Source organism: Streptomyces sp. NPDC091209 (assembly GCF_044757755.1).
Lineage (GTDB): Bacteria > Actinomycetota > Actinomycetes > Streptomycetales > Streptomycetaceae > Streptomyces.
Genome location: NZ_JBIVVR010000008.1, coordinates 368,018 through 381,903, shown reverse-complemented (window position 1 = coordinate 381,903; position 13,886 = coordinate 368,018). Strand labels below are relative to the sequence as shown.

Sequence of the window (13,886 nt, the reverse complement as noted above, 5' to 3'; positions counted from 1 at the left end):
AGTGGGGTCGCGATCGTCCCAACGGGCGTGCTCAGCCGCCGTTTCGAGCACGGCGTGTGTCCTCACCGTTGCGCTGCGAGGTGATGCGATGAAGGTCACGAAAATGTATCGGACATCTGGGACGTGGATCTTCACATCGGGTGCACAACATGGCTAAGTTGGCGACCAGGCCGCCCGACTCCCTCCGGCGAAGCTCGCCGGGCGGTGCGGCCTCCGCCGAGTCCGGCCTGTCCTCGTGGCAGCTGGAGCCGGGGACCCACCGAACTTGGGGTGAATCGACCCAACTGCCTTACGGGGCAGGGGTCGTAGGGCATACCTTCCGGAATCGTCCGCCCGAACCCGACAGCTAACCCGGTAGGCGGACGACGGAAGGAGCACCACTCCATGGCGCCGGAACGCACCCCGCCGAGCGGCGAAGAAGTCCGCCGACGGCTCTCGTCCCTCTACGACCAGGCGGAGAGCGCCACCGGCAACTTCAACGCGACCCGCGCCGTGGCGAACTCCGGCCGCAAGTCCGAACGGCGCGCCCCCGCCCAGGGCCGCGCGGCTGTCGATCCCGCCCAGGAAGCCCTGATGCGGCAGTGGTTCGACGGGGCGCGCTCCCGGTTCGGACCCTCGGCCCCGGCCATCCTGCCGACCGACAGACTGCCGGACCGCGGTGGGGAGGGCGTCCGCCCGTCCGAGGGTGCGAGAGGTCCGAGGGAGCTCCCGGCGGAGCTTCCGACGGTGTATCAACTGGAGCAGACGGCCCGGCCCGTGGCCGAGTTGACGGCTGCGCCGGTACGAGAGCTGACGGCGGGTCCGGCCGCGGAACTGACAGCGCGCCCCGTCCTGGAACTGACCGCGGGTCCCGTGGCCGAGATGACGGCCGGGCGCGCCCCGGCGGTACCCGGACCCGAGGCGGCCGTCCGCGCGGCGCTCCCGACGGCCTCCGCCCCCGCCGCCCCGTCACAGAAGTCCTCGCTGCACCTCAAGAAGGACAGCGCCCGGCGCAAGCTGGCCGCCGCGCAGGAACTGCTGTCGCGGCACGTGGCACGGCAGAGCACGCCGGTCGTGCAGGCCCCGGCGATGGAGTACCGGCCGGTGGAGGAGCCGCAACTGCCCTCGTTCCAACCGGCGCCTCAGCCCCCCGCGTACGGGTCGGCACCTCAGACCCCCGCGTTCCAGTCGGCGCCTCAGCCCGCCGCGTACGCGTCGACGGCTCAGCCTGCCGCGTTCCAGTCAGCTCCTCAGCCGACGGCGTATGCGTCGGCACCTCAGCCTGCCGCGTTCCAGTCGGCTCCCACGCCCACTGCTTTCGAGTCGGCCCCCCAACCCACCGCGTTCCAGCCCGCGCCGCTGCCCACTTCGTACGAGTCGGCCCCTCAGCAGCCCGAGTACAGGTCGGTGCTGCTGCCTCTCGCGTACGAGTCGGCGCCGCTGCCCCGTTCGTATGAGCCGGCGCCTCAGCAGCCCGAGTACAGGTCGGTGCTGCTGCCCCTCGCGTACGAGTCGGCGGCCCAGTCCGCCTCGTATCAGTCGGCTCCCATGCCTCCCGCGTACGAATCGGCACCCCCGCCTCCCCCGGCCCCCGCGTACGAGCCGGCGCCCGCGCCGGTCGACGACACCTGGCGGCAGTCGTTGCGGACCGGCGGGGAACAGGTGTGGCCCGCCGCGCCCGGGCCCGTCGACACGAATCCGGGGTTCAGCATCGACAGCCTCGTCGCTGCCGCCGCCCCGCCGGTCGTCGGATACGACAGCAGGGCCTCGGAGGCGGTCGCCTTCGCTCGTGCTCAGGTCGGCAGGCCGTGTGTGTGGGGAGCGTCCGGACCCGGCTCGTACGACCCCTCGGGCCTCACTCAGGCGGCCTGGAAGAGCGCCGGGGTGATGCTCCCCCGCGCGACGGCAGACCAGGCGCGGGTCGGTCCGGCGGTCGCCCTGGCAGGCATCCAACCGGGTGACCTCGTCTTCTTCCACGCCAACGTGAGCCACGTCGGCCTCTACGTCGGTGACGGCATGATGGTCCATGCGCCGAGTCCCGGAGCGCGGATCGCCGAGGAGTCGATCAACTACGTCGGGCAGGCGGCCATCCACAGCGTCGTACGGCCGGTCTGAGACCCGCCGCACGGCCGGCCCGAGATCCGGCCCGGCCGTCCGAGGGCGCGGTCGTCCGCGAGGATGACCTGACGGTGAGCCGTCAGAATTCCCGGTCGATCCCCGTGACGGCGGCCGGCCCCAGCGGGGCGTCGTCCTCGGACAGGCCGCTGTCGCGGAGCGCACCGGAGACGAGTCGCACGGCCTCGGCCTCGGCGCTTCTGCGGTCCGCCGCCTCGACTTCGAGCCGGACGGAGAACGTGTTGTTCTCGTCGACGGTCAGCAGGCTCAGCTCCTCGCTCTCGCCCAGGTCCGTGTTCTGCGGGTCCTGAGGGCGAAGCCTGCGCTCCACGTCGGCACGGGAGACGTCCGGCAGTCCGTGGACGAACGTCCCGGGAACGGTGATGACGAAGGTGGTCACAGGAACTCCTAGTGCGGGTGCCCGGCGGGCCTGAAGTGCGGTCGGCTGTGTGATCGCCCGTCTACCCCGCATTGTGCCGGGCACCCGGATCTTCTTCGCGTCGGGCGGAGCCTGCCGTGCGGTGCCCGCGCCCGGTGGTTCCCGCCACCCGGTGATCGCGTGGCGATACGGTCGCCCCATGGCTCACGCCCGGTTGACCACCGCCTCGTATCTCGTCCTCGGCGTCATCGGCAAGCTGGGCGAGGCCAGCGCGTACGACGTCAGGGGGAGGCGGCACGCACCGTCGCGCCCTTCTGGTCGGTTCCGCACGCGCAGGTGTACGCGCAGTGCGACCGGCTCCTCGACGCCGGGCTGTTGTCACAGGTGCGGCAGGGGAGCGCTGCCGGGCGCCGCCGTCGCCGTGTCCGTCGTGCTGGCCTGCCGCGCCTCGGCCGTCAACTGGTCCTCGGGCCCGGCTCTCTGCCTCGACTGCAGGGTGGCCGGGCTACTGCCGGCCGGCGTCGGCGGACGTGTACTGCTCACGAAGTCCTTGGCTCCGCAACCCTGGCTCTGAGGGCGGATGTGGGCAACACCGTTCTGCGTCAAGGTGTTTGACGCTCCGTCGCCTGAAGGTGAGGGTGACGGTCGGCCCCCGGGGAGCGCGGACGGCGGGCTTCGCTGCCGACTCCCGGAAACGTTGTCCACGCCATCTGTTCCGGACGGAGGCAGGGTCGCGGTCCGCCGTGAACGGCAGGATACGAGGCGCTGACCGACGAGGAACGACGCTGGAGGTGGGAGAGGTATGCGCCGGTGGCGTCTTCCTCCGCCCGCCCCGGAGCCGGACCTGACGGAGCACCTGCGGAGCACGGTGTGGGGGCCCGCGGAGTTCGTCGGATGGCCGCCCCGGTGGCTGGTGGGGGAGGGGATCCTCGCCGGGGTTCTCGGGGCCGGGTCCATCGTCGGCGTGGGGGTCGTCGGCGATCGGACCGGGGTGCCCGTACTGGCCAGTGGTGAGGCGGGGCTCGTGTGTGCGGGAGTCCTCGTCCTCCACCTCGTTCGCGTGCGGGCGGGGCGGGCGTTCGTCGGCATCGTCGCGGTGCTCGGCGTGTGCCTCGCCCTCCAGGCCCCGCAGGCCGCCGCGGGTGTGGTGCCGGAGGACGGGGAGCGTGTGGCGCCCATGGTCGTCACATCCGTCGAGGGCGGCGAGCGGGCGGGCGCGGGCCGCTCCCGGTACCTGTGCTCGGTGGTCGCCCGGGACGGCGTACCGCTCAAGGTCCGCGTACGGCGGGGCTGCGATCGGACCGTACGGCCGGGGGACGTACTCGCTGTCGTCTACGACCCCGAGGGGCGCCTGGCGCCACGCGCCCTGGCCGCGGGACCGGTGACGACCGGGCCGCTGCGCGGACTGGCGGCCCTGGCCGCCGCACTCCTCGCCGGATGCGTGCTCGCCGTTGTCCGCGCCCACCGCCTCACCTCCGCGGTCTCCACCGCGTGACGCCGTCCGGAAGCCCTCGTGGCCGGGAGCCGCGGGTCGCGGGCGGTGACCGCCGTACGTCACCGGTCCCGCTCACAGCTGGAGGATGACCAGCGCCGTGTCGTCGGTGGCCCCGCCGGGCGGCAGCAGGTCCGACAGGAGGGCGTCGGCGAGTGCCTCGGGCTCGGCCTCCCGGTGCTGGGTCAGGGCGGTGGCGAGGCGCCCGAGGCCGACATCGATGTCTTCGACGCGGCGCTCGATCAGACCGTCGGTGTAGAGGACCAGGGTGTCGCCCTCGGCGAAGCCCGTGGTGGCCTCGGGGCGGGCCACGTGATCCGGCCGGGCCCCGAGCGGCGGGTCGGTCGCCCGGTCCAGGAACTCCACCCTCCCGTCGCCGTGCAGCAGGGCGGGCGGGAGGTGCCCGGCACTGCTGTACGTGATGGTGTGGGCCTCCCAGTCGATCCAGGCCGTCACCGCCGTGGTGGATTCGGCGCCGTCGACGGAACGCGCGTACAGCCCGAGCACCTCAAGTGCCCGGGCGGGGCCCCGGGAGGCACGGGACGCGGCACTGAGGGCACTGCGCAACTGGCCCATGACACAGGCGGCGGACAGGCCGTGCCCCACGACGTCCCCCACCGCGACCGCCATACGGTCGCCGGTCAGCGCCACCAGGTCGTACCAGTCGCCGCACACGTTCAGCGCACTCGTGGCCGGCCGGTAGCGCACGGCGGCATGATGGGGCCCGATCTGGTGCGGTGAGGGCAGCAGTGCGTCCTGGAGGGCGACGGCGACCTCCCGTTCGTGTTCGTGGGCCCGCCGCAGGCGGTCGTTGACCTCTTGGAGTTCCCGGCCGCGGGTGTACAGCTCGGCCTCCATCACGGGGCTCCGGTCGCCGTGCGTCGGCCCGCCGCGGGCCCGGATGAGTTCGGTGACCTCCTCCACCCGGTGGACCACCAGCACCACGGTGCCGTCCTCGTCGAGCACGGGGGCGTTGACCGGGCTCCAGTACCGCTCCTGCCAGACGCCCGGCCGGTCCAGGGACTCCACGTCGTAGCGCTGCAGGGCCATGGCGTCGCGCTCCCCGGATTCCACCACCCGGCGCAGGGACGCCTCCAGGTTCCGCATCCCGTTGGCGGCCGGATCGTCCGGCCGGTCGGGGAACACGTCGAACAGATACCGGCCGACCAACTGCTCACGGGAGCGGCCGGAGTTGCCCAGGTAGTCATCGTTGGCGTCCACGAAGACCAGATCCGGGGTGAGCAGCGCGACCATGCCGGGCAGGGAGTGAAAGACCCCGCCGTAGTCGATCTCCGCTCCCGCCACCAGTTCACCCGCCTCGACGCCGTGGCCCGGTCGTGCCCACGGTGGCAGCGGCGGAGCACCTGACCCTGCCCCACTCGCCCGGGCCATGGCCGGGCCCGGATCCAGGACGTACGTGTGGTGCAGTGCTCTCATTCGGCCACCGCTCCGCGTCCGGTGCAACCGGACAGCCGCCGCGGGCCGCGTCCGCCCGTGCCCGTTCGCCCGGGACGATCCGGTCTCCCGGCTGTTCGCCGAAGTGTCCTCGGGCCGTTGCTCCGTACGGGGTTGCTGTGAATTCGAGAGACGTTTGAACACGACGCGACCGGCTCGCGTATAGGGGCAGGGGAAATTCCATGCCGAGCCGACCACGACGCGTAGGAGCACCACCTTGGGACGCAACACGCGCAGACGCCCCACGGGCGCACGACGCGCGACCACACTTGCTTTCGCACTGATCTTGGGCGGAGGCGGGCTGGTAGCAGTCAACGTCTACGCATCGGCGACCGAGACCGGGACGGGCGGCGACCCGCTGGGCGTCCACGTCCTGTCCGCCGGCTCCGCCACCATCGACTGCCCTGACGTCGGTGCCCAGTTGACGACGGTCCCGGACGCCGCGAAGGGAGATGTCGACAAGGAACTCGCGCTCCTGGACCAGCAGATCGCCGCGGCCTACCAGCAACTCCAGGCAACCGCCGACCAGATGCAGCAGAGCGGCGACAGCGGCGCCGACGCCGTCATGAATCCGCTGAAGGAGAAGCGGGCCGAGTCGATCGGCCGCATCGTGGCCGCCATCGACGCCGCGGGCGACCCGCCGAGCGGACTCGACGGTTTCGCGGCCTGCACCCTGCGTCCTTCCGGCATGCAGCCCGGCAGCGGGGCAAGCGCCGCTCAGAGCAGCCCGCCGCCGAACCAGAGCGGCGCTCCGCAGACCCAGAGCAGCCCGCCCCAGAACCAGGGCGGCCAGCAGGGCGGCGCCGCTCCGGTCGGCAACGGCCCCGTGGCCGCCGACTACGCGGACATCATGTCCGTCCAGCCCAACGCGCAGACCCCGCAGCCCCAGGGCGACGCCTCCCAGGGCCAGTTCGCCTCCAGTTGCGGGGTGAACGCCAACGGACTGTTCAACTCCGACAACGTGATCGTGGCTCCCGGCGTCTCCAACGGCGCCCACCACTTCCACGACTACGTCGGCAACCAGTCCAACACCGCCTTCGCCAGTGACGACGACCTGGCCAAGGCCGACACCTCCTGCCAGGACAAGGGCGACAAGTCCTCGTACTACTGGCCCGTGGTGCGCCTCCAGAACGGCAAGCAGGAACGCGACGCGGGCGCGCCCGGAGGCGGGACCGAGGGCAACGCCGGGCAGATCGTCACGCCCAAGCAGGTCACCCTGACCTTCGTCGGCAACCCGCGCAGCAAGGTCACGGCGATGCCCCGCCTGCTGCGCATCATCACCGGTGACGCCAAGGCGTTCGTCAACGGCACCGCCAACGCCAACGCCTCCTGGAGCTGCACCGGCTTCGAGGACCGGCAGTTGAAGGACAAGTACCCGCTCTGTCCGCAGGGCAGCGACGTGGTGCGCACCTTCAAGTTCCAGAGCTGCTGGGACGGCGCGAACATCGACAGCGCCAACCACCGCACCCATGTGGCCTTCGCGGACGCCCAGGGCAACTGCCCCGGCAGTTTCAAGGCCATTCCGCAGCTGGTGCAGCGCATCGTCTACGCCATCAACGCCCCGAGCCTCCAGGACGGCGGCCGTACGTCACCGCTGTTCGCGGTGGACTCCTTCCCCGAGCAGGTGCACAAGCCGGTCACGGACCATGGCGACTTCATCAACGTCTTCGACGAGAGCCTGATGAATCACGTGGTCGACTGCATCAACAGCGGCCGGAAGTGCGGCGCGGGCGCCGGCAACGGTGGCGGCAACGGCAACGGCAACGGCGGCGGACAGCAGGGGACCCCTCCGGCCAGCGAAAAGCCGTCCCAGAGTGCCGAGCCGAACCCCTCGGAGGCGGCCCCGAACCCCTCGGAGCCAGACCCGAACCCCACCGGGAACCCGTCGGAGCAGCCTGCACCCACCGCGGCCGACCCGTCCGAGGGTGCGGGGGGCTCGGCCGCCGGTGGTAACGGCGGCGGCCAGACCGAGGAGCCCACGGCCGGAGCGCCGGGCACCGAGCCGGCGGGCGGCGACGCGCCTCCCGTCAGCGTGGAGCCCAAGTCCGACGTGACGTCGGCGGCCGGGGACGGCTCGTCCGCCGCACAGGAGACCCCGGGCACCGACCAGGGCGGCCAGGTGGGGACACCCGCGCAGACGGAGCCGGCGGCCGGGGCCTACCCGTCGGCCACTTCGGGGATCGAGCCGCAGGCGGTCGGGACCGGCGCGCTCGCCGAGACCGGGGCGAACCTGTGGCCGGGCGTGATCGGCGGGATCTTCGTCCTCTCCGGCATCTTCGTGCTCTACCGCATCCGGCGCACCTACATGTGACACGGACCTGACCCGGACGGACGAGCCCGGCGGACGGATCCTGACGGAAGAGTTTGAAGGGGGCTCGTGGCCTGTGCGAACAGGGCACGAGCCCCCTCGGCCGCTTCCCGGGCGCCCGTCTCGACCGGCGGTGTGCGCCGATTCACAGCATGCTGGTGGGAGACGCGATCATGTCGTCCACATTGGGGAAGGCGAAGCTCCATGGACGCATCAGAGCAGGCACCGGATGACCGGCCCCTCGACCTGTACCTCGAAATGCTCCGCCTGCGTATGGCTCCGGCGGACTACGCGCTCTTGCTGCGCATGGTCGAGCCCGTACTCGAAGCGATCAGGGAGGAGAGGGCGGGAGCGATCGAACTGTGCTTGGACGGCGCGGAACCCGACAGTGTCCCGCAGGAGGTCCGCGACGAGGCGTCCCTCGTGGTCGCCGTGGCCGTCACGGGACGCCTGGACAACCGGATCGTCGAGCTGGAGACCGAGGAGATCGGTGTGGTCCGGGTCGTCACGGATTCGGGTACCGCCGATGATCCCGAGCGGTGCAGGGAGATCGCCGAATTCATCGGCGAGCGCCACCGTCAGGACGAGGAACTGCGCGGAATCGCCGAGGTCAGCGGTCTGCCCACCGACGTGTGACAGCCCGCGGAGCGCTCCGGCCCGCCCGCACGGCCGGAGTGTCGCCGGCATGAGCCACTGTGAGCTGCCATGGCCCGCGGCGCGCCGCCACGGGCCGGCCGCAGCACCCGGTGGAACCCGCCCCGCGCTGTCCGGACCCCCTGGTCGCCGGTCCGCGGGCGATCATGGTCGTGGGAGCCGAAAAGATGACGTAGAGTTGAGTTCAACGACGCGGGGTGGAGCAGCTCGGTAGCTCGCTGGGCTCATAACCCAGAGGTCGCAGGTTCAAATCCTGTCCCCGCTACTCGAAGATCGAGGGGCCGACATGAAAATGTCGGCCCCTCGATCGTTTTCGTGCGGTGAGTGACGGTCGGTGCCCGCGAGCCGAGTGAACGCCGGGTGCCGATCGGGCAGCGCCGAGCGCGCGGTGCCGACACAATCACCTGATGACGAAGATCCAGAGCGTCGCCGAGCGGGTCGTGGCCGCCGCCCGCTCCCGCGTCCGCGAAGGGTTGGTGCTGATCGCGGTCGACGGCATGGGCGGTTCGGGCAAGTCGACCCTGGCCGCGGCCGTGGCCGGGCTCGGGGAAGCCACCGTCGTGCACGGCGACGACTTCTACCGTCCCATGGCCGCGGACGAACGCGCGGGACTGACGCCGGCCGAGGGCTACGACCGCTACTTCGACTGGCAACGGCTGCGCGACGAGGTCCTCACCCCCCTCGTCTCGGGCCGGGACGCCCTCTACCGGCGCTACGACTGGTCGACCGGGGCTCTGGCGGCGGACGGGCCGTGTGCCGTGGCCCGGGGCGGCCTTGTCCTCGTCGAGGGGGTCTACACCGCTCGTCCCGAACTGGCGGGCCACTACGGCCTGGTCGTCTACGTCGACACCCCGCCCGCCGAATCCATGCGCCGGCTCCGTGCCCGCGGTGACGACCACGGCCCCATCGACTGGGAGGCCCGTTGGCGCCTGGCCGAGGAGTACTACCTGACCACGACCCGCCCCTGGGAAAGGGCGGATCTCGTGGTCCCGGGAAACTGACCCCGGGACGGTGACATGCGGCCTCAGGCAAGGGCCGAGCCCGGCCGGTGGTGCGACCGGGCGCCGCCGGGACGGGCCTGCCCGCCCGGGCCGGGAATGTGGGGGAGACGGAGTCGGGGGAGCAGACCGGTCCGCAGCGGGTCCGTGTCGGCGAGGCCGAGCCGGTCGGCGATCGTCAGAGCCCGCGCCCACGCGCCGTGGGCGGCGCGGGGAGCGGAGCAGGCGTGATGGATGTCGCCCAGGCAGACGAGGCTCGCGGCCTCGCTGTGGAACTCGCCGGTCCGGTGGAACAGGGCGACGGCCTGCTGGTAGCAGTCGACGGCCTGGGCGTACTGGGCGAGATGGTGGTGGATGTAACCGAGGCTGTCCCAGGTGTGCGCCTGCCCGTTGGGATCACCCGTCTCCTCGGCCAGGACCAGCGCCTGCCTGCAGTAGACAAGTGCCTTCTCCTGATAGCCGAGTTGAGCGTGCAGCCACCCGATGTGGTTGAGGGCGGCGGACTGCCCGGCCCGGTCGTCGGCCGCCCGGTAGTGCGTGAGGCTGTGGTGGGCGTGCGAGAGGGCCTGCTGGTGGAGCTGCTCCGCGGCGCTCATCCGGGCGAGATGCTGATGGGTGCGGGCCTGTCCGGCGTGGTGGCCGAGCGCGCCGAAGAGCTGGAGGGCGAGCAGGTAGTGGGTGCGGGCCTCGTCGCGCCGGGTCAGCCGGTCGTGCGCCAGGCCGAGCCCGCGGTGCGCGTCCGCCTGGCCCGCCGTGTCGCCCTGCCGTCGGGCGGCGTCCAGGGCGGCGGTCTGCACGGCGGCCAGCGCCCGCCAGTGTCCGTGCCGGTCGAGGAAGGTGGTGAGGGCCGAGGCGAGCGTCGAGGTGTGCGCGTCGAAGCCCTCGGCCGCGGCCCGGTGCACGGTGGCCAGGAGCACGGGGAGTTCGCCGCCGAACCATTCCTGAGCCTGTTGATGATCCGTCAATTCTAGGGGCTGAGAACCTGGTTGGGGAGTCGGGAGAGGCACCGGACGGGGCTGGGGGGTCAGCAGTACGTCCGCTCCGTGGGCCGTGTGCGCGTAGTGGTCCAGCATCCGGAGCGTGGCGTCGTGCCGGACGGCCTCGGTGTCGTGCGTGGCGACCAGCTCGGCGGCGTAGGCGCGCAGCAGGTCGTGGAAGGAGTACCGGCGTGCCGCGGTCTCCGTCAGCAGGTGCCCGCGCACCAGTTCCGTGAGCAGCGGACGGGTCTCCGCCGGTCGCGCACCGGCCAGCGCGGCGGCCGCCGCGAGTCCCGTGTCGGGTCCGGGATGCAGCCCGATGAGCCGGAACAGCCGGGCGGCCTCGGGGCGCAGCGCATGGTACGACCAGGAGAACACGGCCCGTATCTGGCTGGCCGGCTCCCCGCCGTCGAGGGCGTCGAGCCGGCTGTCGGCCAGCCGCAGTTCCTGGGCGAGCCGGGAGAGCGGCAGCCGCGGATCGGCGGCGGCGCGCGCGGCCACGACGGCGAGCGCGAGCGGCAGTCCGGCGCACCGGTCGACGATCTCCCGCACCGCCGACGGCTCGGCCTCGGTGCGGCGGGCGCCCAGCCGGGTGGTCAGCAGGTCCAGCGCATCGTCGGGGGTGAGCAGTCCCAGGGCGAGCAGGTGGGCGCCCTCGGCGGCGGCCAGTCCGGTGAGCAGGTTGCGGCTGGTCACGAGCGCCATGCAGCCGGGCGAGCCGGGCAGCAGGGGTCGGATCTGCTCGGCGTCACGGGCGTTGTCGAGGACGACGAGGACGCGCCTCCCGGTGAGCAGACTGCGGTAGAGGCCCGTCTGCGCGTCCAGGCCGACCGGAATGCGGCCGGGCGGCACACCGAAGGCGTCGAGGAAGCCGCGCATGGCTTCCGCCGGGCCCATGACCGGTCCGCCCGGGGCGAATCCGCGCAGGTTGACATACAACTGCCCGTCGGGGAAGGCGCCTTGCGCGGTGCGCGCCCAGTGCACGGCCAGCGCCGTCTTGCCCACGCCGGCGGTGCCGGACACGGCGCAGATCGCCACGGCCCGTGGTGGCCCGGCCGCCGCCGCGAGGAGTCCGTCGAGATGCGCGAGTTCGTCCTGGCGGCCGGTGAACCCTCTTACCCCCATGGGTAGTTGGGACGGTAACTCGCCCAACCGGGCTGTCGCGGTGCGCGACGGCGGAGGCGGCGGAGGAGGCGCCGACGGTGCGGGGGGCGCCGGGGTGAAGGACAGCGCGATGGTGGTGTCGTCCCCCGCGCCGGTGGCCGTCGGCCAGGCCGGGGGAGGGGAGAGGCTGCCGCGCAGGATGGCCTGATGGACGTCCTGGAGGCCGGACGAGGGGTCGGAACCGAGCTCCTCGGTCAGCCGTCGGCGCAGAGCGGCGTAACAGTCGAGGGCCTCGGCGCCGCGTCCCGCCGCGTGCAGCGCGCGCATCAGGACCTCGCTGAGCGGTTCCACCAGCGGATACTCGCCGAGCAGATCGCCGAGCGGGCCGATCACGGTGACCGGGTCACCGGCCCGCAGTGTCAGCCGGGCCCATCCGACGGCGGCGTCCACATGCTGCCGTCGCCATGCCTCGCGCACCCGGGCCGCCCACTGGCCGCTCAGCCCGGCGAGCGGTTCACCGTGCCAGAGCCCGAGGGCCTCGCGCAGCAGGGACGCCCGTGTGCCGTCGGAACGTCCCGAAGCCCGGGCCCGGCCGACGAGTTCGCGGAAGCGCAGGATGTCCACCTGGTCAGGGCCCGCCTCCAGAACGTATCCGCCGGAGCGCCGTACCAGCCTGAACCGTACGTCGTCCACCTCGCCGAGCTGCTCGCAGAGCCGGCGGATCCGGGCGATGTGCGCATGCAGGGCGCGGCGCGCGCCGTCCGGGGGTTCCGTGCCCCAGACCCTCGCGATCAGTGTGTCGGTGGCCACGGGCAGCGCGGTGTCGACGGCCAGTGCCGCCAGTACGGCACGTCGCTGCGGCGGACCCACTTCCCTCGCGTGTCCGTGCTCCGCGAACTCCACCGGGCCCAGCAGCCGTAATTCCACCACGATGTCCGCACCCCCGTGCAGATCGCCCTTCACCGTCGCGCATCCGCAAGTGCTGGGCGACAAGCTATCGACAACGTTGCGACCCACGCTCGGAGGCCACGCTGGTGGCGCGGCGGAATCGCACACGCCCGCGACCGCCGCGGTGCGAAAGGGCGCGTGCAGGAGCGAAGTGCCGCGCGGGACAAGGGAGTTGGGTCAAGAGTTACGACGCCCGTCCCCGCTCCGGCGGTGCCGCGGGCCCGGCAGGCCGGACGGACCGCTCCGGGCATGACCGGCCCGGGGCGGCCGGGTGCGCGTGTCGCACGGACGGCCTGCCGCCGGACCGCACACGGGGAAGTGATCGGGGGAGTGTGACGAGCGATGGACACGCACGAGAGGCACCGCACGGAGACGGCCGGCACGAGGGGTTCGGACAGGTACCCACCACGCCACGCGGACCGGTCGGCGGAGCCGGTCGCCGTGCCGTCCACGGACACCGGTGGCCGGAGCGTACTGGAAGGCGCCTTCGCGTTGCTGGGAGCGCTGGAGCGGGCTCAGGTCGCGGGTCTGACCCGGCTGGCGGCGGACTGCGGTCTGCCCAAGAGCACCGCCTACCGGCTGCTGGAACAGCTGGTGGACCTGGGAGCGGTGGAGCGGTGCGCCGGCGGATACCGGATGGGGCCGAGGCTGTTCCGGCTCGGCCAGCGGTGGCAGCCGCATCCCGGACTCAGGGCGGCGACCTGGGACTCGACCCGCCGTCTGGCCCAGACGACCGGTGCGATGGTCGGGGTCAACGTGCTGCGGGAGGGACAGACGCTGGTGCTGGACTGGACCGCCGGCGCCCCCGACGCCGTACGTGATCAGCTGCGCCTCGACGTGGTGTGGCCGTGGTTCACCGCGGCGGGCAAGGTTCTGGTCGCCGGGGCCCCTTCCCGGCTGCCGCTGGGCCCGCAGCCGGCCGCCTGGCGGCGGGAGGCGGCCGTCATCCGGGAGGAGGGTGTCGCCTTCGACCGGGAGGAGTTGGTGACGGGCGTGTGCTGTGTGGCCGTGCCGCTGAAGGGGCCGGGCGGCGCCACGGTGGCGGCGCTGTCCGTCGTCACCGACGCCGGACGCCGGCTGGACCGCCTCGCCGACGCGGTGCAGCGGGCGGGAAGGACGATCAGCTCGGGGCTGCGGGGCCGCTGAGGTGAGGCCCGGCTCTCGGGCCGTACAAAAGAGCACCGCCTCCGGTATGACCGGAGGCGGTGCTTGTGGAGCGCCGGGCAGGCCTTGCACCTGCATTTCCCCGCAGGAAGCGGGGCGTCTTTCCTTGGACCACCAACGCCGGGCTCGTCACCGAGTGATCGGTGCGGGCTCAAGACCGAGCATATCAGCTCACCACAGGGGCCCGAGCCGACCCCGCCCGTCCGCAACGCACACGGTGAAAGGGAGTGCCTCACGCGGGACGCGGGGGCTTCGGGCGAGCCTCCCCCGGCGGGCCGTCGGCGCGTCGGGGCGGTGCTTGCGGTGGTGGCGG

At 72.6% G+C, this 13,886-nt stretch carries 9 protein-coding genes, 1 tRNA gene, 1 pseudogene and 1 riboswitch; of the genes and pseudogenes, 7 read left to right on the top strand and 4 right to left on the bottom strand.

What is annotated here, in order from left to right:
- The first annotated feature begins 204 nt into the window (after positions 1-204).
- Positions 205-377, top strand: a riboswitch (cyclic di-AMP (ydaO/yuaA leader).
- A 1,372-nt stretch (positions 378-1,749) separates the two neighbouring features.
- Positions 1,750-2,094 (top strand): annotated as a pseudogene (locus ACIQRL_RS25055) (C40 family peptidase); the annotation flags it as partial.
- 82 nt (positions 2,095-2,176) lie between these two features.
- Here ACIQRL_RS25055 and ACIQRL_RS25050 read toward each other — a convergent pair.
- Positions 2,177-2,494, bottom strand: coding sequence for a hypothetical protein (locus ACIQRL_RS25050; RefSeq protein WP_401335246.1), 318 nt, complete (start codon positions 2,492-2,494; stop codon positions 2,177-2,179).
- Between the two features lie 357 nt (positions 2,495-2,851).
- Positions 2,852-3,016 carry a hypothetical protein gene (locus ACIQRL_RS25045; protein WP_401335244.1) on the bottom strand — a complete coding sequence of 55 codons (165 nt, stop codon included), beginning with the start codon at positions 3,014-3,016 and terminating at the stop codon, positions 2,852-2,854.
- A gap of 259 nt (positions 3,017-3,275) precedes the next feature.
- On the opposite strand from ACIQRL_RS25045, the gene ACIQRL_RS25040 reads away from it, so the two are divergent.
- On the top strand, positions 3,276-3,968 hold the full coding sequence (locus tag ACIQRL_RS25040) for a hypothetical protein (RefSeq protein ID WP_401335241.1): 693 nt from the start codon (positions 3,276-3,278) through the stop codon (positions 3,966-3,968).
- A 72-nt stretch (positions 3,969-4,040) separates the two neighbouring features.
- Here ACIQRL_RS25040 and ACIQRL_RS25035 read toward each other — a convergent pair whose 3' ends face one another.
- Complete coding sequence (locus ACIQRL_RS25035) at positions 4,041-5,219, bottom strand: PP2C family protein-serine/threonine phosphatase (RefSeq protein ID WP_401335535.1); 1,179 nt, start codon at positions 5,217-5,219, stop codon at positions 4,041-4,043.
- 418 nt (positions 5,220-5,637) lie between these two features.
- On the opposite strand from ACIQRL_RS25035, the gene ACIQRL_RS25030 reads away from it, so the two are divergent.
- The 4 genes from ACIQRL_RS25030 (at position 5,638) to ACIQRL_RS25015 (ending at position 9,383) form a co-directional block, all read left to right on the top strand.
- On the top strand, positions 5,638-7,731 hold the full coding sequence (locus ACIQRL_RS25030) for a DUF1996 domain-containing protein (protein WP_401335238.1): 2,094 nt from the start codon (positions 5,638-5,640) through the stop codon (positions 7,729-7,731).
- A 201-nt stretch (positions 7,732-7,932) separates the two neighbouring features.
- Complete coding sequence (locus ACIQRL_RS25025; protein WP_401335235.1) at positions 7,933-8,364, top strand: hypothetical protein; 432 nt, start codon at positions 7,933-7,935, stop codon at positions 8,362-8,364.
- Positions 8,365-8,573: 209 nt separating this feature from the next.
- Positions 8,574-8,647: transfer RNA gene (locus ACIQRL_RS25020), tRNA-Met, on the top strand.
- Positions 8,648-8,789: 142 nt separating this feature from the next.
- Complete coding sequence (locus ACIQRL_RS25015) at positions 8,790-9,383, top strand: uridine kinase (RefSeq protein ID WP_401335232.1); 594 nt, start codon at positions 8,790-8,792, stop codon at positions 9,381-9,383.
- Between the two features lie 23 nt (positions 9,384-9,406).
- Here ACIQRL_RS25015 and ACIQRL_RS25010 read toward each other — a convergent pair whose 3' ends face one another.
- Positions 9,407-12,454: an AfsR/SARP family transcriptional regulator gene (locus ACIQRL_RS25010; protein WP_401335229.1), complete on the bottom strand. Its 3,048-nt coding sequence runs from the start codon at positions 12,452-12,454 to the stop codon at positions 9,407-9,409.
- A gap of 396 nt (positions 12,455-12,850) precedes the next feature.
- Here ACIQRL_RS25010 and ACIQRL_RS25005 point away from each other — a divergent pair, with 396 nt between their 5' ends.
- Complete coding sequence (locus tag ACIQRL_RS25005; RefSeq protein WP_401335226.1) at positions 12,851-13,555, top strand: IclR family transcriptional regulator; 705 nt, start codon at positions 12,851-12,853, stop codon at positions 13,553-13,555.
- Positions 13,556-13,886 lie beyond the last annotated feature (331 nt).